The following is a 21744-nucleotide window of genomic DNA, read 5'->3' on the forward strand; positions in this document are numbered from 1 at the left end:
TCCACTATTTCTCCATTTTTGTAGTCAAAAATACGGCCAAGGGAAGCCCGAGGACGGGAGCGAACATGGAATTTGGGTCCACACTTGCCAAGCTTCGCGAGGGTCGAGGCTGGTCGCAGGCAAAGCTCGCGGAGAGGGCAGGGGTCTCCCCTGAGACCGTGGCGGCCTGGGAGAGCGGCAAGGAGTTTCCCTCCCAGCAGCAGCTCCTCGCCCTTGCGGTTGCCCTCAAGGTCAAGATCGGGCGCCTCATCGAGAAGGACGAGGAGCTCATGGTCAAGGTCATCGAGGGAACGGAGACCTACGAGACCGCCATCATGGCCATCGTCTCGGTGGTCACCCTGCTCTGCGCCATCGCCCTCGTTGCCATCACCAACACGGCGCCCGACTCCACGCAGATTGCCGTGCGCGTCACCGAGGCCGTGCTCATCCTGGGGCTCCTCTCGCTGCTGCTCGTGCGCCGCGGGCCCCGCGCCCAGCGAGCCAAGGCCTTTCGCGACGCGCTCGAGGCGGCAGACGGCTCCCAGACCAACTACATCGTCAAGCGCAGGGCCGGTCGCAACACGCAAAACGTCGTCCTACAGTTCGTGCTGGGCGCGATCATCGCCATCACGCTCATCGTCCTTCTCGGCGTGATGATTCCTGAGTCCCGCCTCCCCTGGGTCATGCTATAGGGCGGGAACCCGACCTTCAGGCCCGCGCCTTGCACTCCGCGAGCCAGCGCCTAAACGTTGAGCGAGAGACCCCGCAGCGTTTGGCGGCCTCGGCCACCGTTATCTCATCGCGCTCAAACAAGTCCTGCACCAGGGCAAACTCGTCCGGGCGCTCGATGCGCGGTCGCCCAAAGCGGACACCGCGCGCCTGGGCAGCGGCAATGCCCTCCGCCTGCCGCTGCCGGATGTTGTCACGCTCCACCTGTGCCATGTACGAGAGCAGCTGGAGCACGATGTCCGCGATGAACTCCCCGGTGAGGCCCCCGCGGTCATTTCTTTGCAGCTCACCCGCCCCTTTTACCCGTGGCCTCTCCTCTCCGCCCTCAGGGGGCGACAAATTGTGAGTGATAGAGAAGCCTTCCCGGCAGGCGGGCGTTCTTGTCAGTGCGCCAGCACCAAATGAGTCAGAGGGGGTACCTTCTTCACAGCTATCGCGCGGTGCGCGAGCGCAGGCCGTCCACGATGACGGCATTGGCCTCCTCGCGTGCCTCCTCGAAGAACTCCGCCGTGAGCAGCTGATACGTAGGCGTGCCGCACACGTGTTCCGCACGGTTCTTCTCCACGATCTCCGCCGCGGAGCGCACGGCCGCACGGGCGTCGCGCTCGAGGATGGAGTACGGGCCAAAGCTCGCGCACTGAGCGAGAAGCGCCTGGTCAACGTGGGGAACAAGGGAAATGTCGAGGGTGCGGCCAAAGAGCGCGAAGTCCGCCTGCTTTCCCACGCGGGCGCGCTCGCCCGGCTCCACGCCAATCTTCTTGAGGTAGGCACGGGTGTGCGCGTTGTAGACGTGATCCGCGGCCAGGTGCGCCCACGCGCCGAGCGTCATGTCGGAGACGTGCTCCTGGCGCTCGATGTAGAACTCCCAGAAGTCGTCGTGGCGCGGCAGGGGGATGTGCTCGCGCAGCGCGAGGTGCGTGAGCTTGTAGTCAATGCGAAAGGTGGTGTTGGGCACCATGTAGCCCACGTAGATGTCCGGCACCACGTTGCCAAAGAGGAAGGCGTTGACGTCGGTGATGCCCAGCGCCTCGGCCCCCTCCTCGCGGAGCAGCCGCTCAACGTGCGCGGTATGTATGTTCCAGCTTGGCATGGCCCTCCCCTCGTGCGCTGCTAGATGTAGGCGGAGCCGCGGGCCTGCTCGACGGAGAGGATCGTCTCGGCGTTCTTGAGCTCGGTGGCGTTGAGCAGCTGGCCGGCGCGCTGGTCAAAGGCCTCCGGCGAGATCTGCTTGGAGTACCAGGATTTCCCGTCAAAGTAGGACTGGAGGTCGTCGTTGTTGAAGCAGCGGCCGTGGCGCGCGTAGATCTCATTGCGGGCAATGTAGAGCTCCCAGTCGCTCATGCCGGAGAGCTCCTGGGCGGTGTAGACGTGGGAGTCGCTGTCCGGGAGCAGGTAGTCGCCGGAGGTGGGGGTGGTATCGACGTCGGAGTCGTCGGGCTCCTCGGCGTCGTCCTGCTCGTCGGCGGAGTCTGCGGGCCGCTCGTCCTTCTCGGCGGCATCCTCGTCGCCCGTCTTGGAGCGATCGTCGTCCTGCGCGGTGAACTCAAGCTCGGAGTCAGCCGGCTCCTGCTCGGAGGGCTCTTCCTGCTCGGAGGGCTCTTCCTGCTCGGCAGGCTCCTCCTGAGCCACGGGCTCCTCCGGCGCGGGCTGCCCAAACGGGTTGGCGCCCACCACAAACACGCCCACGCACACCACGGCGAGAAGCGCCATGACGCCGGCAACGACCGCCAGCCCCGCGGGCCGCCGCCTCCCGGCGGCCGCCGCGGGACCGTGCTGGATGTCTCGCGCGTTTCCCATGCTCACGGCACCGGTCGTGCCGTCTCCGGAGGGTGTCCCGCACTCGGGGCAGAACTTCGTCCCCTCAGGGAGCTCGCGTCCGCAGTTTGAGCAAAACATCGACCCATCACCCCTCCGATGATGACAATTTACCCTGTCACCATTGTCATCATTAGGCGCGAACCTCGCCGCCGGTGGACTTGCAGACCTTGGTCACGAGCTTCTCGTGCGCCTTCTCCACCTCGTCGGAGGTGAGGGTGCGGTCCGCCGCGCGGTACGTAAGCGAGAAGGCCATGGACTTCTTGCCCTTGCCCACGCGCTCGTCGTCGCGGTAGACGTCGAAGAGGCGGACGTCGGAGAGCAGCTTGCCGCCCGCGGAGGTGATGCGCTGCATGAGGGTCTCGCAGGTCACGGACTCGTCGACCACGATGGCCAGGTCCACGGACACGCCGGGGAGCGTGGGGATGTCCTCATAGGGGCGCTGGTCCACGGCCAGGCGGAGCAGCACCTCCTGGGAGAGCTCAAAGGCCACGACCGGCACCTCGATGCCCATGGCAGCGAGCCCGCGCGGGTGGACGTTGCCGACCCAGCCCACGACCTGGCCGCCGCCCGCCACGACCTCAGCGGCGCGGCCCGGCTGCAGCCAGGGGTACTTCTCGGCGTCCGCAACCTTGAAGCGCACCTTGCTCACGCGCAGGGCGTCCAGGAGCTCCTCGACCACGCCCTTGGCGTCGAAGAAGTCGTAGTCCTCGAAGCGCTGGTTCCAGGCGTCGTCGGCGCGCCTGCCGGCCATCACGCCGCAGACGTAGCTCGGCTCGTCCGGCAGGCTCTTGTGCTCGTGGCCAAAGAAGACGCGGCCGATCTCGTAGAGCGCCACGTTTGCCACGCCGTGGTCGAGGTTGTAGGCCACGGAGCGCAGGAGCCCCGGCAGCATGTCGCGGCGCATCTCGGACTGCTCGGCCACGAGCGGGCGGATGATCTTCACGGGCACGCCGCGGCCGGTCTCGGGGATGCCCAGGCGAGAGAGGTCGTCGGGCGCGGCAAAGCAGTACGTGGAGGTCTCCGAGAGGCCGCAGGCGCGCAGGACCTGGCCGATCTTGCGCACGCGGCGCTGCTCGGGGGTGAGGCCGCCGGCGTGGTTCCTGGCGGCGGGGATGGTGGGCTCGATGTCGCCCTCGCCCCAGAGGCGCACGACCTCCTCGATGAGGTCGACCTCACGGGTGAGGTCGGGGCGGTTGGTGGGCGCGGTCACCGCGAGCGCGTCCTCGCCGGCCCGCTCAACGGTGCAGCCCAGGCGGCGCAGGCGAGAGGCCATGAACTCCTCGGGGATGTCGGCGCCACCGATGAGGCGGGCGCGGTTCGGGCGCAGCGTGATCTGCACGGGAGCGTCATCGGCCTCGCCGGGGTAGACGTCCACGATGCCAGGGCAAACCTCGGCGCCGCAGCACTCCTCAAAGAGCGCGGCCGCAATCTGGGCCACGTTGGCGCAGTTGGAGCCGTCGACCTGGCGCTCGTAGCGGATGGAGGCCTCGCTCATGAGGTCGAGGTTGCGGGAGGTGCGGGAGGTGTGACCGGCCGAGAAGTTCGCGCTCTCCAGGAGCACGTCGGTCGTGGCCTCCGTGATCTCGGAGTCCAGGCCGCCCATGACGCCGGCAAGGGCGATCGGGGTCACGCCATCGTCAGTGATGAGGCACATGTCGGAGGTGAGGGTGCGCTCCTGGCCGTCGAGCGTCACGAGCTTCTCGCCATCCTTGGCGGCGCGCACCACGATGTGGCGGCGGCCGTCGCGCTCGGTGAGCTTGCCCAGGTCAAAGGCGTGGAGCGGCTGGCCGGTGAGGTACATCACGTAGTTGGTGACGTCCACGACGTTGTTGATCGAGCGGCCGCCGGCGGCGGCAACGCGCTGCGCGAGCCAGTCGGGCGAGGGGCCGATCTTCACGTTGCGCACCACGCGCGCGGTGTAGCGCGGGCAGAGCTCGGGGTCGTCGATCGTCACGTCAACGAGGTCGGCGGCGTTGGGCCCCTGCTCCACCTTGACGGCGGGCAGCTCGATGTGGGTGTCCTCGTCGAGCATGGCGGCAACCTCGACGGCCATGCCGGTCATGGAGAGGCAGTCGGGGCGGTTGGGTGTGATCTCGCAGTCGATCACGGTATCGGACATGCCGAGGTAGTCGGTGAAGTCCATGCCCACCGGCGCGTCCTCGGGCAGGATCATGATGCCCTCGTGGTCGTTGCCGAGGCCCAGCTCGCGGGCAGAGCAGTTCATGCCGCAGGACTCAACGCCGCGCAGCTTGCTCTTCTTGATCTTGAAGTCGCCGGGCAGCACCGCGCCGATCATGGCGGTCACGATGTGGTCGCCCTCGTTGAAGTTCTGGGCGCCGCAGACGATCTGCAGGGGAACGGGGTTGCCGTTCTCGTCCACGTTCTTGTCGCCCACGGAGACCTGGCAGAGCCACATGTGGTCGGAGTCCGGGTGCGGCTTCTTGCTCACAACCTGGGCCGTGACCACGTGCTCCAGGTTGGCGCCGACCTTCTCCACGGCCTCGACCTCGGTGCCGGTGCGGGTGAACTCGGCCACGAGCTCGGCGGGGTCGGCCGGCACGTCGACCATGCTCTTGAGCCACTCATAAGAGACGCGCATGTTCTTCTCCTTTTCGCGCGATTTAGTAAAAACTATTTCTCGTAGTTCTAGGGGTTTCTCTGGTGCCCCAGATGGTGGTGAAAGAGGAGCGACGCGTACTTAGGTACGCGAGCGACGAATGAGCCGCCAGATGGGGTGCCAGAGGAAGTCCTAGAACTGCGAGAGGAAGCGCATGTCGCCGGTCATGAGCATGCGCAGGTCGGGCAGGTCGTAGCGCAGGCAGGCGATGCGCTCGACGCCCATGCCAAAGGCAAAGCCGGTGTACTTCTCGGAGTCGATGCCGCAGTACTCGAGGACGTTGGGGTCAACCATGCCGGCGCCCAGGATCTCGAGCCAGCCGGTGCCCTTGCAGAAGCGGCAGCCCTTGCCGCCGCAGACGCCGCAGGAGACGTCGACCTCGCAGGAGGGCTCGGTGAAGGGGAAGAAGTGCGGGCGGTAGCGCGTGGCGCGGTCCTCGCCAAAGACCTGGCGCAGGAAGTAGTCCATGGTGCCCTTGAAGTCGCCGAAGGTGATGCCCTCGTCCACGACGAGGCCCTCGATCTGGGTGAACTGCGGCAGGTGGTTGGCGTCGGCCGTGTCCGGGCGGAACACGGTGCCGGGGCAGATCATGTAGATGGGCGGCTTCTGGCGCTCCATCACGTGCACCTGGACGCCGGAGGTCTGGGTGCGCAGGAGCACGTCGGACTCGCCCTGGACGTTGGTCTCCTCGGCGTGGAGCATGGTGCCGGGCGCGTTGTCCACCACGTAGAAGGTGTCCTTGGCCGAGCGGCTGGGGTGGTCCTCAGGGGCGTTGAGCGCGGTGAAGTTGTACCAGGTGCTCTCCACGTAGGGGCCGTCCTCGACGGTGTAGCCCAGGCCGCAGAAGATGTCCTCGACCTCCTCGCGAATCTGGCTGATGAGGTGCTGGGTGCCGTGGGAGAGGCGACGTCCCGGCAGCGTGACGTCGCAGGCGTCGGCGGCCATCTTGCGCTCCATGAGCTCGCGCCCGAGCTCCTCGCGGCGCGCCTTGATAGCGGCGTCGACGTTGCCGCGCACGGTGTTGGCGAGCTGGCCCATCACGGGGCGCTCCTCCGGCGCGAGCTTGCCCATCGAGCGCATGATCTGCGTGAGCGAGCCCTTCTTGCCCAGCACGCTCACGCGCAGGGCCTCCAGGGCCTCCATGCTCTCCGCGGCGGCCAGGCCCTCGGTCACCTGTGCCTCAATGGCCTTGAGGTCATCGGACATTGCCATAGCTTCTCGTCCCTTCTCTACTAAAAAACCGCCCTCACGGCAGCCGTGCTGCTGCCCAAGGACGGAATGATCCGCGGTACCACCTCGGTTGGCGCGCGGGTTGTCTCTCCCGGGCGCCCTCTCGTTTGCGCCCCGTGCCGTGGGGCCTACGGCTTCCCTACTGATGATGAAAAATGACGGTCACCTTTCATCAGGTTCAGGTTGCAGCTGGTGGAGTGAACTCTGGGCCTCTGCCTTGGAGGGGGCTCTCAGCCGGTGACCCCCATCTCTTGTCCGCTGGCAACGTGACGCCCAAACCTCTCCGTCATCGCCTAGCGTGACATGGTAGCACAGATCTCAGCGCAGGACGTCGAGCCAGGCGATGTAGGTGTTGGGATAGTGGCTCGCGAGCAGCCTGCCCGCGTCCACGCCCGAGCTCACGGCCGCCCCCGCAAGCTCCACGAGCCCCGCCGGGCAGACAAGCTCGTCAAAGCTCGAGAAGCGCGACCCGATGGTGCCCGCAAAGCTGCGCACCGTCTTCAGGTCCCCCGGGTCTGCCGGGCAGTCCGTCCCCATCGTCGCGGCGTAGGAGGCGCGCATCGCGGCGAGAAGGTCCTCAAAGCCCTCGTCCTTCTCGGCGGGAAGCCACACGTCACGGCCGTAGCGCTCGTAGCCCCAGCACGCCAGCGGCAGCTGCGGCACCAGGTCGGAGGGGTTGAGGATGTTGAAGACGTTGTCGTAGGCGGCGCCGCGCGCGCCGGCGGCGGAGGTGCAGTTGGGCGTCGCAAAGGTGTAGGCGCGCACGTCCTCGGCCGTGGCGATCGTGTGGCTGTCATCGTCGGCGTAGCTGGCGAGCAGGTTTGCCACGGCGCCGCCGCGGCTGTGCCCGCAGAAGAGGTAGGAGCGCTCCACGCCCGGGTCCAGCTCGGCCGCGCGCGCCTCGAGGTCCGCCACGATCTCGTTGGCGGCGAGCGTAAATCCGAGGTGGTCGTCATCGTCGATGGCGCCCGAGACGTCCGAGCTCCCCTCGATGCGAATGTTGGAGAGCCACTCTGAGCCGTACGACCCGCGCACCACCACGACGGTGAGGAGCTTCTCGGCCCCCGTCTCGCGCGAGACGACGCGCTTGGTTGCCAGCGTGTAGGCCACCACGTCCGTGCCGTCTATGACGCCGAGCACCTCGTCGAGCACCTCGCTGCGATAGCGGTACGACGCCGTGCACACGTCGTCAAAGCCAAGCTGGGCAAAGGCGTGCTCGGCATAGGCGGGCGAGGTGGACCCCTGCTGGTAGTAGGCGCTCTCGGCATTGGCCACGGCGGAGAGAACCGCGCAGGTGTGGGCGAGTTCGGCGTTGTAGGAGGTGGCGTCCTGGAAGAACCACTCGTCGTCCCAGGAGACGTTGGACGAGACCTGGTGGCCCTCGGCCGAGAAGAGCGCACCGTACTCAAGCGTCGTCTCAAAGGGTCCCGTGCGGCGCTCGGCCTCGAGGCGCGGCGCGCTCACGGCGTTGACGCCCGTGACGCGCTCGATCCTGCGTGCGTGCAGGACCGCGGCGCCGGCGAGCGTGGCGCTGTCCGCAAGGGCAACGGCCACGAGCAGCGCGAGAAGCACGCCGCGGCGGCGCCTCCGAGCCCTTCTCCGTATGAGCATCGCCACCTCCCCGTTCTTCTCGCTGGGCGTTTGTTCAATGATACCCGGTGGTGCCGCGCGGAACGGGGCCACCGGCCAACGTGACAAAACCGTTAGGAAGCGCGAGGTTGCGGCGGCTATGCGAGGAGCTTCTCGGCGTCCTCGGCATCCGCCCCCGGAACGCGGCGAACCTCAAGCTCAACGCCCGCGGCGCGCAGCTCGCGGAAGGCCGCCACATCCTCCTCCCCCACCGCCACGGAGGGGGTGACCTGGCGCTTGTCGCCGGTCATGTGCATGTTGCCCACGTTGACCCGCGAAACCGGAACGCCCGCGCGCACGAGGGCGAGGGCGTCGGCGGGCGTCTCCACCACAATGAAGATCCGCTGGCGCTCGGTTGCGGCCGCCACGGCAGCCGCGGTGTCCGCGATGGTGAGAAAGCGCGTGCGCGCCCCGCGCGGGGCGGCCATCTTCATGAGGCTCTGCCGCATGGCGTTTGCGGCAACCTCGTCGTTGGCAACGATGACGAGGTTTGCGCCAAGCTCGGCGTTCCACTGCGTGGCAACCTGCCCGTGTATGAGGCGGTTGTCAATCCTCACAAGAAGAACGTTGGGCTCTGCCATTAACGGGGCCTTTCTCCCGGGAAGCGGCGCGCGCCGGATGCGCAAAGACGCCGACGGTATTATTGTATGGCTTATAGTTTCCGCCTGCCCCGGCAAAGGAGAGGTCATGATCTCTACCGTCACGCTCAACAGCTCCATCGACAAGGCCTATCAGCTGGCGTGCCCGCTCGTGGACGGCACCGTCATGCGCGTGGAGCGCTGCATCGACAACGCCGGCGGCAAGGGTCTCAACGCCGCCCGCGCGGTTGCCACCTGCGGCGAGAAGATCGTGGCCACGGGCTTTGTGGGCGGCAACAACGGCCGGCTCCTCTGCGAGCTGCTGGACGCAGACGGCATCGAGCACGACTTTGTGCACGTGGCGGCCGAGACGCGCTGCTGCGTGAACGTGCTCGAGCCGGACGGGCGCTCGACGGAGTTCCTGGAGCCCGGGCGCGCGGTGACGGAGGACGAGGTTGCGGCCGTGCGCGAAAAGGTCGCCGAGGTGGCGGCGCGCGCGGACGTGGTGACCTTCAACGGGTCCGTGCCGGCGGGCTGCGGCGACGCCATCTACCGCGAGCTGGTGGAGATCGTGCGCGCGGCGGGCAAGCCGGCGATCCTGGACACCTCGGGCGCGCTGCTCGTGGGCAGCCTTGCCGCCCGTCCCACGATGATCAAGCCCAACACGGACGAGATCTGCGCGATTCTGGGCCGCAAGCCCGAGTCCCTGGACGAGATCGTGGCCGCGGCGCGCGAGGTGCACGAGAAGTACGGCATCGAGAAGGTCGTGGTCTCGCTGGGCGGCGACGGCTCCGTGATGGCCTGCTCCGAGGGCGTCTTCCGCGGGCGCGCGCCGAAGATCGAGGTTGTGAACCCCGTGGGCTCAGGCGACACGATGGTGGGTGCCTTCGCCGTTGCCATGGCGCGCGGGATGGCCGTGGAGGACCAGCTCGCGTTTGCGATGGCCTGCGCGAGCGCCAACTGCCTCACGGCGTCGACCGGCCACTTCGACATAGCCGTGGCAGACGAGCTGCGCTCCGGCACGAGCGTGGAGCGCGTGGCGTAGGGGCGCGAGTTCGGGCTTCGCGCCTGGGTTTCTCGCCTGGGTTTCTCGCCTGGGTTTCTCGCCGCGCCGCCCTCCCCGGAGGGTATGTACACAGTTGAGGGTTTGATGCTAAATCGACGGCGCTTCTACCTGGAGTTTTAGATTGCGCGGTACCTAATTAGTTTTTGAATTATGTACATACCCTGTGGGAAGTCGGCGCGCGGGCGAGAAGGACGGAGACTGCGGCTCACGGCGCAGGGCGGAGCTCTATGCGGGCCGAGAAGAGCGGCTGCTCGCCGGCGGTGACGCTCACCGCGAGCGCGCCGCCCATCGACTCCGTGAGCGCGCGGGCGACGGCGAGGCCAAGGCCGGTCCCGTGGCCGGTGCGCGAGGGATCGCCCTGGTAGAAGCGCTCCGTGAGGCGCGCGGGGTCAAGCCGGGCCGCGTCTTCTGCCGTCACGGGATTCTCCACCGCGAGCGCCGTGCCCTCCACGCGAACCCACGGCGCACCGCGGCCGTGAGCGAGGGTGTTCTCCAGCAGGTTTGCTATCACGCGGGCGAGCGCGTCGGGCGCGGCGAGCACGGGCGCGCACTCCCCCACTCGCACGTCCGGCTCCCAGCCGCGCGAGGCGAAGGCCTCGTAGCGGGCCGCGAGCGCGTCCGTCACCGCAGCGGCGAGGTCGCACGCCACGAGCTCCGGCTCCCAGGACGGGTCCGCCGCGCGGGCGTACGTGAAGAGGTCGTCCACGAGCACGCGCATGGCAGCGAGGCGCTTCTCGGCACCCTCGAGGTAGCGGGCCGCGCGCTCGGGGTCCTCCGCGCGCTGGGCGAGCTGCAGGTAGCCCTGAGCCCCGGCGAGCGGCGTGCGGATGTCGTGGGAGAGCGCGGCGAGCTGCTCGCGGAAGCGCTCATCGGCGCGGCGGCGCTCGAGGTCACGCTCGAGGTCGGCGTCCAGGTGGCGGTCAACCGCGCGGGCGAGCGCCGCCACCGCGGGATCGGAGGACTCCAGGCGCGCACGGGGAGCGGGCGAGACAGCGATGCGATCGAGCAGCTCAGCCAGCCGCGCCAGGTCGCGGTCACGAGCTCCGTGCAGCGGAAGGGCGCCCACGTCACACCGTCCTTCTCGCCATGAGGGCGCGACCCAGCGCAAAGAGCGCGACCAGCCACACGAGGGGCACCACGTAACCGCCCACAAGACTCACGGGCTGGATGCCGCCCGGGTACGAGACCACGGAGGTCAGGGCGGCCACGGGCAGGAGGTCAGAGACCGCGCCGAGAAGACCGGCCACGTCCACGCTCCAGCCGGTCGCGGGCGCCGGAAGCAGCGCCACCGGAATGAGCAGCGGGCTCAGGGCAAGGCGCGGGATTCCCACCACAAACGCCACGAGCAGCGCCACGCTCGTTTTTCTCGACGCCCAGGCAACGAGCAGGACGAGCTCGGCAAACGCAAGGACGGAGAGGTACTGGGCGAGCAGGCGCTCGGGCGTGTGCATCTGCGGCGCCGAGACCACGAGCGAGAGCTCCGGGTGGCCGACCGCCGCCGGCACGAGGTCGAGCGCCAGCGCGAGCGCGATCACGACCGCGGTGGACACGGCAACCGCCACCGCGCGCGAGACGGCGTAGCGGACGCGGCCGTCCTGCGCGCAGACGGCGGCGCGCAGACCGTGAGCGGAGTCGTCCTCCGTGGCCACCCCAACAGCAACAAAGCAGCAGATGAACGGCAGCGCGTAGTTTGCAATCAACGAGTCCTGGCCGCCGTAGACCGTGCCGCTTGCGCCAATCCACACGATGCACGCCTCCTGCAAGATCACGAGCAGCACGGCAATGGCGGGGTACACGTTGCGCCCGAGCAGGTAGAGCGCGGCGCGAAGCTGGTTGGCCATGGCAACCTCCTAGAGACTGCGCCGCGCCGTGCGCGCGTGGAAAAGCGCGGAGGCAAGGGCGAGGTAGACGAGGGGCAGCGCGAGAAAGCGCACGGGGTCGCTTACGGCAAAGCTCTGGATGAGGCCGTGGAGCGAGCAGGCAGAGAGGACCTCAAACCAGTCGCTCGTAACGGCCGGGAACAGGAAGTGCCACGCAATGGTCCCAATCATCTGAGCAACGCTATAGAGCGCCCCCTGCGCGACGAGCAGCGCAACGAGGAAGGTCGCGCCCATGCCGTGCGCCGCCGAGGTGAGCGCCACGCAGATGACCGCGTACGCCCAGCCCACGAGAAAGCGCACGAGGGCGAGAAGGGCGAGCGTCTCGGCGGGCGTTCCGTCAACGCTCACGCCCGGCAGAGCGAGGGCGACAAGGCTCAGCAAGGCCGACCAGAGCGCGAGCGCCGTGGCGAGCACGCCCACGAGCAGGACACGGGACGCCACGTAGCCCGTGCGGCCGCCCTCGGAGCACGCGCTCGCGCGCAGGCCGCCCGAGTCGCGGTCATGCGCGGCCAGCCCGAGCGTCGCGAACGACGTCCCGAAGATGGGCCCCACGCTCAGGAGACCGGAGAACGCGAGCTCATAGGTGGTCCAAGCGGTACCGTCCGAGAGAAAGAGCGCCGCCACCATCCACGCTATCAGAAGCGCCGGCAGCACGAAGGCACCCTTCACGTAGGCGTCGCGCGAGGCGAGGTAGAGCGCGGCGCGGAGCTGGTTTCTCAGGTTGGTCATGGTGCTCACCTGCCCTTCTTTGCCGTGCGGCGACCCGCGGCGTCCGCCTTTCCGTCGATGATGCGCACGAGCTCGGCCTCCACGTCCGGCGCACTGGCGGTGAGCTCCGTCACGGCGATGCCCGCAGCCAGGAGCACCTGCGCCAGCACCGTGCGGTCCGGCTCGCCGCCACCCGGCGCCGTCACGCGCAGGGACCCGCCCGGCAGCACGCGCACCGTAAGGCCCGGCAGCTCCTCGGCGAGCACGGCCACCGCGCGCTCCGGGGCATCGACGCGCAGCGTGAGGTAGGTGGCACAGGCGTCGGCAAGCTCCTCGGAAGTGAGCTGGCGCACGAGGGCGCCGTCGCGCATGATTCCGTAGTGCGTGCACATGCGCCCGAGGTCCGCGAGAACGTGCGAGCTCACCACGATGGTGACGCCGCGCTCGCGGTTGAGGCGGACGAGCAGGTCGCGCAGGAGAGAGACGCCCGTGGGGTCGATGCCGCTCAGCGGCTCGTCAAGAAGCAGCAGCTCGGGGTTGCCGATGAGGGCGAGGGCAACGCCGAGCCGCTGGCGCTGGCCGGTGGAGAGGTCGTCCACGTAGGTGCCGCGCGGCCAGAGGACGCGGCGGCTGCCGTCGCCGGCGGTGCGCGCGTCAAGGCCCACGAGCTCAAGTGCTTCTCGGCACGCCTTCTTTGGGTCGGGCAGGCCGAGCACCAGAGCGCGGTTCATGAGGTTCTCAAAGGCGTCGAGCTTGCCGTAGACCGCGGGTGCCTCCACGAGCGCGCCGATGCGCGGGTCGGACTCGCCGGGGCGCAGCTGCCGACCGAGGACGCTCACGGTGCCCGCGTCCTGCCGCATGAAGCCCGCGACGAGCTTGAGCAGGGTGGACTTGCCCGCTCCGTTCTTGCCCACGATGCCAAAGACGGAGCCGGCGGGCACGGCGAGGCTCACGTTGCGCACCGCGTGCACGGTGCCATGCGAGAAGGACTTGGAGAGGCTGCTCGTTTCCAGTGCGTATGTGGCCATGGTTCCTCCCATCCTCGGGTTATCCAAAGGTTACCCGTGAGGCGTTGGGAAACTCTCCAGAGACCTACAAGACTTCGACAAGAAGCGTGACGAAGGGACTGTCCCTTTGTCACATCTGGAGCTTGAAGCCGATGCCCCAGACGGTTTGGATGTAGGCGTCCGTGCCGGAGGGCCGCAGCTTCACGCGCAAGTTGCTTATGTGCGTGGAGATGGTGCGCTCCTCCGTGAGCGCCTCCTCGTTGCGCACGAGCTCGAAGAGGGCCTGCTTGGTAAAGACGCGGCTCGGCTCGCGCATGAGGGCGGCGAGGATGTCAAACTCGGTGCGCGTGAGGCGCAGGTGCGCGCCGTCCACGGCAAACGTGCGCGCGACGGGGTCGAGCTCCCAGCGGCCAAAGCGCAGCGTCTCCGGCGCGGGCCCAACCTCCGCACCCGCGCGGCCACGCAGCTGTACCTCAACGCGTGCGAGCAGCTCGTCGAGGTCGAAGGGCTTGACGAGGTAGTCGCTCGCACCCAGGCGCAGCAGGGCAACGCGATCCGTCACGGCAGACTTAGCCGAGGTCACGATTATGGGCGCGGCAACCCCGGTCGCGCTAAGGCGGCCAATGAGCTCCTCGCCCGGCACGCCGGGCAGCATGAGGTCAAGAATCACGAGGTCAAAGGGCTGGTTCTTCTCGCCCGCGCGCTCGGCGAGCAAAAGGGCCTCCGTGCCGGAGAAGGCCGGCACGCACGTGTAACCCTCGTCTCCCAGGAAAGTGCAGACCACCTCGGAGAGCGCGGCATCGTCCTCCACCACGAGGACGCGGGGGCTGTTAGCAGGCTCGCTCATGCCCCCAGTATAGCCCGCGCCGCGGCCCCGCACCCCACTTTGTGAATGGCTCTCGGTCCCCGCTTTAAGGGTATGTACACAGTTGTATATTTGATGCCGCATCTTGAGCGGAAAACCGCAGGTCACAAGGAGCTGAGAAGAACATCATTCTTTGAATTGTGCACATACCATCGGAGAGTCCCTCGGAGGACAGCGAGAAAACCGGGGCCGAGAAAATGCCAACCTCACACGAAGGGCATTTTGAGGTGGAAAATGCCCCTCAAAATGCCCTTCGCGCGAGGTTTGGATTTTAGAACGGCCACGCGCCGGCCGCGAGCGCCTCGATCGTGGCGGCCACGGCATCGTCCTCGCAAGCGCCAACGTGCCAGCGGGCCGCAGCGGCCGCCTCGGGCGTGGCGCCCGCAACGGCAACGGAGTTGGGCACCGCCTCGAGCATGGGCAGGTCGTTGTCCGCATCGCCAAAGACCACGACCTCATCCAGGCCTACGCCCAGGCGCTCCGCGAGCCACCGCACGGCCGCGCCCTTGTTCCAGCCGCGCGGCTGCACGTTGGAGTAGGTTGGCAGCGCCCGGTCAACATCGAGCTCCGTGACCTCGGCGTTCAGGCGGGCCACGAGCCGCGCCGCGTCGTCGGCGGACGTTCCCACAAAGACGTTGGCCTTGACCACGGGAAAGTCCGGCAGCCCCTCCGCGACCACGCACTTCTCGGCATACGACGGGAAGGCGACGGCAAGATCTGCCACCGAGCCCGCCACAAGCAGCGGCGTGAGCTCGTCAAAAACGAGAAGCCCGGCGCTCGGCGTCTCCGTCACGATCTGCCGGACGCGCTCGAGCGCCGCGGGCGGCAGCGTCTGCTCCATGACCTTCTCGCCGCGGACATACGCTTGCATGCCGTTGGTGGCGAGCGCGGTGGCGCAGCAGGCGGTGTCTCCGCCAAAGAAGTCCGGGATCCACGCGTAGCCGCGGCCGCTCGCTGGCCCCACAAAGATTCCCGCATCAAGCGCCGCGTGAAAGGCCGCCACCGTGCGCGGCGAGACCACGCGCTGCCCGCGCGGCAGGATGGTGCCGTCAATGTCGGTGAGGATGAGCTTTATGGCCACGGGTTTCTCCCTTCGAGAGCTGAGGCCCTAGTATATGACGCGACAGCCCAGCTCGGCGGCGTCCTCGCCCACCGCGCCCGCCGGGTCGCCGTCCATGATCACGGCGTCCACGCTCGAGAGCGTCCCAAACCAGAGCAGCCCCGGCGCGCCCACCTTGCTCTGGTCCATGAGCACGTACGTGTGCGTGGCGCAGCCCAGAAACGCGCGCTTGAGCTCGGCCATGTCCTGGTTGTTGGTCATGAGGCCGCGCCCGGGCACGTAGGACGTGGGCGTGACGAAGGCCTTGTCCGGGTGGAGTATCTCGAGCGTGCGCATGGCAAGCGGGCCCGCCGTATAGCGGTGGCCCTTGCGCAGGCTGCCGCCCAGCATGATGACGTCAAGAGAGGGGGCGGAGCGGTCCACGTAGTCGGCGATGGTGAAGTCGTCCGTCACGATGGTCACGCCCGAGCGACCGGAGATGGCGCGCACGAGCTCGAGCGCCGTGGTGCCGGAGTCCACCAGCACCGAGTCGCCGTCCTCCACGAAGGGCGCCGCCAGCCGCGCGATGGCGCGCTTTGCCTCGGCGTTCACGTTGACGCGACGATCCTGGACGGAGACCGTGAGCGTCTTGGAAAGCGAGACGGCGCCGCCGTGGGTGCGGCGGAGCTTGCCGTCGCGCGCGAGGGCGTCAAGGTCGGCGCGCGCCGTCACGCGGGACACGCCAAACGCCTCGGCAAGCTGTGTGACCTGCACGGACGTGGTGCGGTCGAGCATCGCGAGGATGGCGGCGCGGCGCTCCTCGGAGGACATGTCCGGCATGGGGGCTCCGTTCTTCTCGACGTTCTTCTCGGCGTTTGTGAACGAAATATGTTTCTTTTGCTTTCCTTATAGGCAATCTATCACATTGCTTTTGCTTTTGTTTTGGCAAGGCCGTCGGCAGGCGGCGCCCACCGGCCAGCGAGAAGAACCGCGCTCCTGCCTTTGCTTTCCCTTTCCCGCGCCGCCCGCCGGAGCGCTCCCCCACGGCCTCGCGCGCGATACGTACAATGGCAGCATCAGCAGTTGGAGCCGGGCGCGGCCCGGCGCGAGGAAGGGAGTTTTCGATGCTCGTCACCACCAAGGAGATGCTGCTCGACGCCCAGGCCGGCCACTACGCCGTCGGCGCGTTCAACGTCGAGAGCCTCGAGTTTGTCATGGCCGTCGTGAAGGCCGCCGAGGAGCTGCGCTCCCCCGTCATCATGCAGACCACGCCCGGCACCGTGAAGTACGCCAACCTCGACTACTTTGCCGCCATGTGCCGCGTTGCCGCCGAGCAGGCCAGCGTCCCCGTGGCCATCCACCTTGACCACGGCGACGGCTTTGACCGCGCCGTCCAGGCCATGAAGGCCGGCTACACCTCCGTCATGATCGACGGCAGCCACGACACCTTTGAGGACAACATCGCCCTCACCGCGTCCGTGACCAAGGTTGCCAAGCCGCTCGGCATTCCCGTTGAGGCCGAGCTCGGCAAGGTTGGCGGCAAGGAGGACGACGGCCCGGCCGTGAAGGGCGAGAACCCCTACACCGACCCGGACGAGGCGCGCGAGTTTGTCGAGCGCACCGGCTGCACCTCGCTGGCCATTGGCGTGGGCACAGCGCACGGCGTCTACACCGAGACCCCGCACATCGAGCAGAGCGTGGTCAAGGCCATCCGCTCCGTCGTGGACGTGCCGCTCGTGCTCCACGGCACCTCCGGCGTGCCCGACGACCAGGTCGCCGAGGCCGTGAGCAACGGCATCTGCAAGGTCAACTACGCCACCGAGCTGCGCCAGGCGTTCATGCGCGGCTTCATGGGCTACATGGCCGAGAACCCCGGCACCTTTGACCCCAAGAAGCCCAACAAGCCCGGCATGGCCGAGATTACCGACCTCGTCAAGGTCCGCATGACCAACCTCGGCTCCGTCAACAAGGCGTAGCCCGCAAGACCGCGCGCTCAGGCGAGACGAGAAGGGCCCGACACCACGGTGGTGTCGGGCCCCATTTCATGACAGTTTACCCTGTCACCTTTGTCATCACTGCTCGTCGAGGGCGTTGTTGACGAGGTGGGAGATCTCCTCGGCGTCGTTGGTGGCAAGGACGCTGGTACGGAAGTCCTCGTTCATGAGCATGACGGCAACCCTGGAGAGCAGCTGCAGGTGCGTGGTGCCGGCCTCGGAGGCGGGCGTCATGATGGCAATGGCGCAGGTGACGGGCACGTTGTCCATGGAGGCCCACTCGATGCCCTCGTCAAACTTGGCCACGATCATGCCGGCCTTGGAGATGGCGTCGCTCTTGGCGTGCGGGATGGCAAAGCCGCCCGTCATGCCCGTGGTGCCCTCGGCCTCGCGCGCCGTGAAGGCCTCGTAGACGGCCTCTTCGTCGGTGGCAAGGCCAACCTTGACGGAAAGGGCTCCCATCAGGCGGAGAACGTCGTCCACGGAGCCCGCGGACTGGCCGAGAAACACGTGCTCAACGGGGACATACTCGCTCATCATGACTCCTCACCCGGCAAAAGCCGCTCTGCGCCTTCCGCCAAGAATACTACCATCGCCCCGCCGGTCCATCCAAACCCTGACGCAAATGGCACGTTCTAGAGCACGTTCTGCTCGCGCAGCCGCAGGGCCTCGTAGGCGCAGCCGTACATGGCGGCCTGGTTGCCAAGGCTCGCCGCCTCAATGCGCACGTCCTTGCACGTGGGGAGCGCATAGCGCGAGAAGAGCTCGCGCAGCTCCGGCGCGAAGGTCGCAAAGGCGCCCGCCACGCCGCCACCGATGAGGTACATCGCCGGGTCGGTCACGCAGGAGATCAGCGCCATCGCCTGGGCGAGGTAGTCGCACATCTGGTGGACGGCCAGCTTGGCGCACTCGTCGCCGCCCGCGAGCGCGCGGAAGACGGAGAGCGTGTCCGTGGCGTGCTCAACGGGGACCGGGGTGACGCCGCGCTTCTCGCACTCCTCCAGGTAGAGGCGCACGATGCCCTTGGCGGAGGCGTACTGCTCGAGGCAGCCGCATCGGCCGCAGCCGCAGACGAGCTCCTCGTCGCGGTTGACGGTGATGTGGCCGATCTCGCCGCCCGCGCCAAAGGCGCCCGCTATGAGGCGGCCGTTCACGACGATGCCGCCGCCCACGCCCGTGCCCAGGGCAATGAGGACGTAGCTCGAGGTGCCCTGCGCCACGCCGGCCCAGAGCTCGCCGAGGGCGGCCGCGTTGGCGTCGTTGACGAAGGCGATGGTCGCGTGGGGGAAGGCCTCGGTAAGCGCGCCCACGAGCCCCTCCGGGTCGAGCTGGATGTTGGGCAGAAAGCCCACGGTGCCGTCCTCGGCCACGGGGCCGGGGATGTCCAGGCCGCAGGCGATGACGTTTTCCGGCGCGGCGTCGTGGGCAGTGAGAATCTTGCCGATGCCCTCCGTCACTGTGGCGTAGGCCTGCGCGTCAACGAGCGCGGGCGTGGGGATCTTGCGCTCCTCGAGGAGCTCCCCCTCAGGCGTGAAGAGGCCGACCTTGATGCTGGTGCCGCCAACGTCGATTCCGAGTACCGCTTCCATGGGAGTCCCCTTTCAGCCTTTCAGACAAAGTTCCATCGTCACGATGATACGGGCGCGGGCGGCTCTCGTGCGCGTTCTTTCTGCGATTGGTCGGATATACGCCGGACTGTGGGACAATAGGTGCGCGTAAGACACGCGACAGCGAAGGAGCAGACATGGCAGAAACGGACCCCACTCAGATCAACGCCGCGCTCTCCAACCCCCGTGCGGACATGGAGGCGCTCGACGACCTCGAGCGCAGGCTCTTCTCGCTGCGCTACGCGATGGCAGAGATCGGCTCGCTCGGCCCCGTGATCGACCCGCCCAAGGCGACCGCCCAGCGCGGCGAGGCCCTGGCGCACCTGCAGCAGATGAGCGTCGAGGCCCTGTGCGACCCTGCCACGGGCGCCCTGCTCGACCGCCTCTCCCAGGAGCCCGAGCTTGTTGGCGAGACCCGCCTCGCGCAGATCAAGGTGCTGAGGCGCGACCGCGCGTCGCTCCTGGACGTTCCTGCCGAGGAGCAGGCCGCCTTCAGCCGCCTCACCGTGGAGGCAAACGACGTCTGGCGCCGCGCCAAGGCCGCCAACGACTGGACGTCCTTCGAGCCCTACGTGGACCGCATCGTCGAGTCCATGCGCCGCATCGCCGGCTACAAGAACGCCGAGAAGGACCCGTACGACGTCTGGCTCGACGAGTTTGAGCACGGGACCGACCGCGCCTTCTACGACCGGTTCTTCTCGCAGGTGAAGGACTGCGTGGTGCCGCTTCTGGCGGATTGCATGGCGAGTCGCCACAAGCCGACGCACAAATGCGTGGACGGCTCCTTTGACGTGGAGCGCCAGTGGCGCCTGGCCGACGACCTCGCGCGCCTTGAGGGGCTGGACATGGACGCCCTCTGGATCGGGCGCACCGAGCACCCCTTCACCTGCGGCATGTCGCGCGACTTTGTGGTGGTCACGGGCCACGTCTATGCGGACAACCTGCTCTCCAACGTGTTCTCGATCCTTCACGAGGGCGGACACGCCCTCTACGAGCAGAACGTGGACGCCGCCTATGCGGCAACGTCGCTTGCCGAGGGCACCTCGATGGGCATGCACGAGGCGCAGTCGCGCTTCTTCGAGAACCTCGTGGGACGCTCGGAGGCGTTTGCCGCTCCGCTGCTCGCGGTGCTGCGCAAGCACTTCCCGGGCCAGTTTGCCCGCGTGACGCCTCACCTGCTCTACCTGGCCGAGAACTGCGCCGAGCCCGGGCTCGTGCGCACCGAGGCCGACGAGCTCACCTACCCGCTGCACATCCTCGTGCGCTACGAGATCGAGCAGATGCTCTTCTCGGGCGAGGCCACCGCGGCGGACGTCCCGCGCCTCTGGGCCGAGAAGTACCGCGCGTACCTCGGCGTCTCCGTGCCGGATGACACGCGCGGCGCCCTTCAGGACACGCACTGGTCCGACGGCTCGTTTGGCTACTTCCCCACCTACGCGCTGGGATCGGCCTTTGGCGCGCAGCTCAAGGCGGCCATGGTGCGCGGCGGCGTGGACTTTGAGGGGGCGTGCGCCGCGGGCGACCTCGCGCCCGTCCGCGCCTGGCTGCGCGACAACATCTGGCACTGGGGCCGCGCCAAGGACTCCGGCGAGCTCATCCAGGCAGCCTGCGGCGAGCCCTTCCTGGCCTCCTACTACACCGACTACCTCACCACCAAGTTCACCTCCCTCTACCGTCTGTAAATTGGGGACGTGTTTTTTCGCTCAGAGATTTTGGGACAGGTTTTAGTCGGAGGGGTTAGGGATGCGAGCGCTCATACAGCGCGTCGAGAGCGCGCAGGTTGAGGTGGACGGCGCCGTGGCAGGCAGCTGCGGCGCCGGCTACCTCGTGCTCTTGGGCGTGGCGCCCGGCGACGACGAGGCGCTCGCGGAGCGCCTCTGGCGCAAGGTGGCAGCGCTGCGCATCTGCGCGGACGATGAGGGCAAGACCAACCGCTCGCTCGTTGACACGGGCGGCAGCCTGCTCGTGGTGAGCCAGTTCACGCTCTACGCCGACGCCCGACGCGGCAACCGGCCCTCCTTCACCGGCGCGGCCTCCCCCGAGCTCGCCGAGCACCTCTACGAGCGCTTCTGCGAGCTCGCGGAGGCGGACCTCGGCGCCGACCGTGTGGGGCGCGGCGTCTTTGGCGCCCACATGCGCGTGAGCTTGGTCAACGACGGCCCGTTCACCGTTCTTCTCGACACGGACGAGCTAGGCTGGAGCTAGCGCTTCACCCATTGGTTGAACTTGGGGCCTGAGCTGGATGCAGACTGAAAATGATATGATTGAATAATTGTGCATCTAGCGTACGAAAAGGAAGGTCCCTGCATGAAGATCGTCGATGAGTTCAAGGAGTTCATCGCCCGCGGCAACGTCATGGACATGGCCGTTGGTATCATCGTCGGCGGTGCGTTCACCGCTATTGTCAACTCCCTCGTGACCAGTGTCATCACCCCCGGCATCCACTTCCTCACCGCCGTGACCAGCTCCGCCACCGGCGGCGCCGCGGACGAGGCCAACAACATCATCGCCGGCCTCAAGTGGATGGTCCCCGGCACCGACGCCGCGCCCGAGTACATTGACCTCGGCGCGTTCATTGGCGCTGTGATCAACTTCCTGATCATTGCCTTCGTGGTCTTCTGCATGGTCAAGGGTCTCAACACCATGCGCGAGAAGATGGACGCCATCGCCAAGAAGGAGGCCGACGAGGAGGCTGCCGAGGAGGCTGCTGCCCCGCACTGCCCCTACTGCCTCGAGGAGGTCAAGGCCGGCGCCACCCGCTGCCCGCACTGCGGCGAGAAGATCGAGGCCTAAACCTGACAAAGGTGACAGGGTAAACTGTCATGAAATGCGCCGCCCGACGAAATGTTGGGCGGCGCATTTCATGACAGTTTACCCTGTCACCTTTGTCAGCAGACCCTCCCAAAACCACGTTTTTCTCGCTGGAACGTTGATTTGGGAGGGTTCAAGTTGCTTAATGCCGCTCAAATCTACATTCCAGGCCCAGAATTGTAGATTT

Annotated in this window: 22 protein-coding genes; 6 read left to right on the forward strand and 16 right to left on the reverse strand. The window is 67.5% G+C overall.

Annotated features, from left to right (window positions below):
* The first annotated feature begins 65 nt into the window (after positions 1 to 65).
* On the forward strand, positions 66 to 671 hold the full coding sequence (locus QUW25_RS08440; RefSeq protein ID WP_289511766.1) for a helix-turn-helix domain-containing protein: 606 nt from the start codon (positions 66 to 68) through the stop codon (positions 669 to 671).
* Between the two features lie 16 nt (positions 672 to 687).
* Here QUW25_RS08440 and QUW25_RS08445 read toward each other — a convergent pair whose 3' ends face one another.
* The 7 genes from QUW25_RS08445 to QUW25_RS08475 all read right to left on the reverse strand — a co-directional run bounded on the left by QUW25_RS08445 (position 688) and on the right by QUW25_RS08475 (position 8583).
* Positions 688 to 942, reverse strand: coding sequence for a helix-turn-helix domain-containing protein (locus tag QUW25_RS08445; RefSeq protein ID WP_289511767.1), 255 nt, complete (start codon positions 940 to 942; stop codon positions 688 to 690).
* A gap of 196 nt (positions 943 to 1138) precedes the next feature.
* Positions 1139 to 1798 (reverse strand): hypothetical protein, encoded by a 660-nt coding sequence (locus tag QUW25_RS08450; protein ID WP_289511768.1) that lies wholly within the window; start codon positions 1796 to 1798, stop codon positions 1139 to 1141.
* Positions 1799 to 1818: 20 nt separating this feature from the next.
* The gene (locus tag QUW25_RS08455; RefSeq protein WP_289511769.1) at positions 1819 to 2604 is read right to left on the reverse strand and encodes a YARHG domain-containing protein; all 786 of its coding nucleotides are present in this window, start codon (positions 2602 to 2604) and stop codon (positions 1819 to 1821) included.
* A 52-nt stretch (positions 2605 to 2656) separates the two neighbouring features.
* A complete protein-coding gene (gene pheT, locus QUW25_RS08460) occupies positions 2657 to 5125 on the reverse strand; it encodes a phenylalanine--tRNA ligase subunit beta (protein WP_289511770.1) in 2469 nt (822 codons plus the stop codon).
* A gap of 150 nt (positions 5126 to 5275) precedes the next feature.
* Positions 5276 to 6355 carry a phenylalanine--tRNA ligase subunit alpha gene (gene pheS, locus QUW25_RS08465; RefSeq protein WP_289511771.1) on the reverse strand — a complete coding sequence of 360 codons (1080 nt, stop codon included), beginning with the start codon at positions 6353 to 6355 and terminating at the stop codon, positions 5276 to 5278.
* 336 nt (positions 6356 to 6691) lie between these two features.
* The gene (locus QUW25_RS08470; protein WP_289511772.1) at positions 6692 to 7984 is read right to left on the reverse strand and encodes a lipase family protein; all 1293 of its coding nucleotides are present in this window, start codon (positions 7982 to 7984) and stop codon (positions 6692 to 6694) included.
* A 116-nt stretch (positions 7985 to 8100) separates the two neighbouring features.
* Positions 8101 to 8583, reverse strand: coding sequence for a PTS system mannose/fructose/N-acetylgalactosamine-transporter subunit IIB (locus tag QUW25_RS08475; RefSeq protein ID WP_289511773.1), 483 nt, complete (start codon positions 8581 to 8583; stop codon positions 8101 to 8103).
* Between the two features lie 106 nt (positions 8584 to 8689).
* On the opposite strand from QUW25_RS08475, the gene QUW25_RS08480 reads away from it, so the two are divergent.
* Positions 8690 to 9625, forward strand: a complete 936-nt coding sequence (locus tag QUW25_RS08480) for a 1-phosphofructokinase family hexose kinase (protein ID WP_289511774.1) — start codon at positions 8690 to 8692, stop codon at positions 9623 to 9625.
* Positions 9626 to 9851: 226 nt separating this feature from the next.
* On the opposite strand, the gene QUW25_RS08485 is transcribed toward QUW25_RS08480, so the two are convergent.
* The 7 genes from QUW25_RS08485 to QUW25_RS08515 all read right to left on the reverse strand — a co-directional run bounded on the left by QUW25_RS08485 (position 9852) and on the right by QUW25_RS08515 (position 15985).
* Positions 9852 to 10712 carry a sensor histidine kinase gene (locus tag QUW25_RS08485; protein ID WP_289511775.1) on the reverse strand — a complete coding sequence of 287 codons (861 nt, stop codon included), beginning with the start codon at positions 10710 to 10712 and terminating at the stop codon, positions 9852 to 9854.
* Position 10713: 1 nt separating this feature from the next.
* Positions 10714 to 11487, reverse strand: a complete 774-nt coding sequence (locus QUW25_RS08490; protein WP_289511776.1) for a hypothetical protein — start codon at positions 11485 to 11487, stop codon at positions 10714 to 10716.
* A 9-nt stretch (positions 11488 to 11496) separates the two neighbouring features.
* A complete protein-coding gene (locus tag QUW25_RS08495) occupies positions 11497 to 12264 on the reverse strand; it encodes a hypothetical protein (RefSeq protein ID WP_289511777.1) in 768 nt (255 codons plus the stop codon).
* On the reverse strand, positions 12261 to 13262 hold the full coding sequence (locus QUW25_RS08500) for an ABC transporter ATP-binding protein (protein WP_289511778.1): 1002 nt from the start codon (positions 13260 to 13262) through the stop codon (positions 12261 to 12263). Before QUW25_RS08500 ends, QUW25_RS08495 begins: the two co-directional genes overlap by 4 nt.
* A gap of 109 nt (positions 13263 to 13371) precedes the next feature.
* Positions 13372 to 14088 (reverse strand): response regulator transcription factor, encoded by a 717-nt coding sequence (locus tag QUW25_RS08505; protein WP_289511779.1) that lies wholly within the window; start codon positions 14086 to 14088, stop codon positions 13372 to 13374.
* Between the two features lie 289 nt (positions 14089 to 14377).
* The gene (locus tag QUW25_RS08510) at positions 14378 to 15187 is read right to left on the reverse strand and encodes an HAD family hydrolase (protein ID WP_289511780.1); all 810 of its coding nucleotides are present in this window, start codon (positions 15185 to 15187) and stop codon (positions 14378 to 14380) included.
* Between the two features lie 27 nt (positions 15188 to 15214).
* A complete protein-coding gene (locus QUW25_RS08515) occupies positions 15215 to 15985 on the reverse strand; it encodes a DeoR/GlpR family DNA-binding transcription regulator (protein WP_289511781.1) in 771 nt (256 codons plus the stop codon).
* Between the two features lie 284 nt (positions 15986 to 16269).
* On the opposite strand from QUW25_RS08515, the gene QUW25_RS08520 reads away from it, so the two are divergent.
* Positions 16270 to 17121 carry a class II fructose-bisphosphate aldolase gene (locus QUW25_RS08520; protein ID WP_289511782.1) on the forward strand — a complete coding sequence of 284 codons (852 nt, stop codon included), beginning with the start codon at positions 16270 to 16272 and terminating at the stop codon, positions 17119 to 17121.
* 96 nt (positions 17122 to 17217) lie between these two features.
* On the opposite strand, the gene QUW25_RS08525 is transcribed toward QUW25_RS08520, so the two are convergent.
* Positions 17218 to 17676 (reverse strand): PTS sugar transporter subunit IIA, encoded by a 459-nt coding sequence (locus QUW25_RS08525; RefSeq protein WP_289511783.1) that lies wholly within the window; start codon positions 17674 to 17676, stop codon positions 17218 to 17220.
* A 98-nt stretch (positions 17677 to 17774) separates the two neighbouring features.
* Positions 17775 to 18728: an ROK family protein gene (locus QUW25_RS08530; RefSeq protein WP_289511784.1), complete on the reverse strand. Its 954-nt coding sequence runs from the start codon at positions 18726 to 18728 to the stop codon at positions 17775 to 17777.
* Positions 18729 to 18883: 155 nt separating this feature from the next.
* On the opposite strand from QUW25_RS08530, the gene QUW25_RS08535 reads away from it, so the two are divergent.
* The 3 genes from QUW25_RS08535 (at position 18884) to mscL (ending at position 21539) form a co-directional block, all read left to right on the forward strand.
* Positions 18884 to 20428 (forward strand): carboxypeptidase M32, encoded by a 1545-nt coding sequence (locus QUW25_RS08535; RefSeq protein ID WP_289511785.1) that lies wholly within the window; start codon positions 18884 to 18886, stop codon positions 20426 to 20428.
* Between the two features lie 61 nt (positions 20429 to 20489).
* Positions 20490 to 20951, forward strand: coding sequence for a D-aminoacyl-tRNA deacylase (gene dtd, locus QUW25_RS08540; protein ID WP_289511786.1), 462 nt, complete (start codon positions 20490 to 20492; stop codon positions 20949 to 20951).
* Positions 20952 to 21053: 102 nt separating this feature from the next.
* Positions 21054 to 21539 (forward strand): large conductance mechanosensitive channel protein MscL, encoded by a 486-nt coding sequence (mscL, locus tag QUW25_RS08545; protein ID WP_289511787.1) that lies wholly within the window; start codon positions 21054 to 21056, stop codon positions 21537 to 21539.
* Positions 21540 to 21744 lie beyond the last annotated feature (205 nt).

This window comes from Thermophilibacter provencensis (genome assembly GCF_030372065.1).
In the GTDB taxonomy this organism is placed as follows: domain Bacteria; phylum Actinomycetota; class Coriobacteriia; order Coriobacteriales; family Atopobiaceae; genus Thermophilibacter; species Thermophilibacter provencensis_A.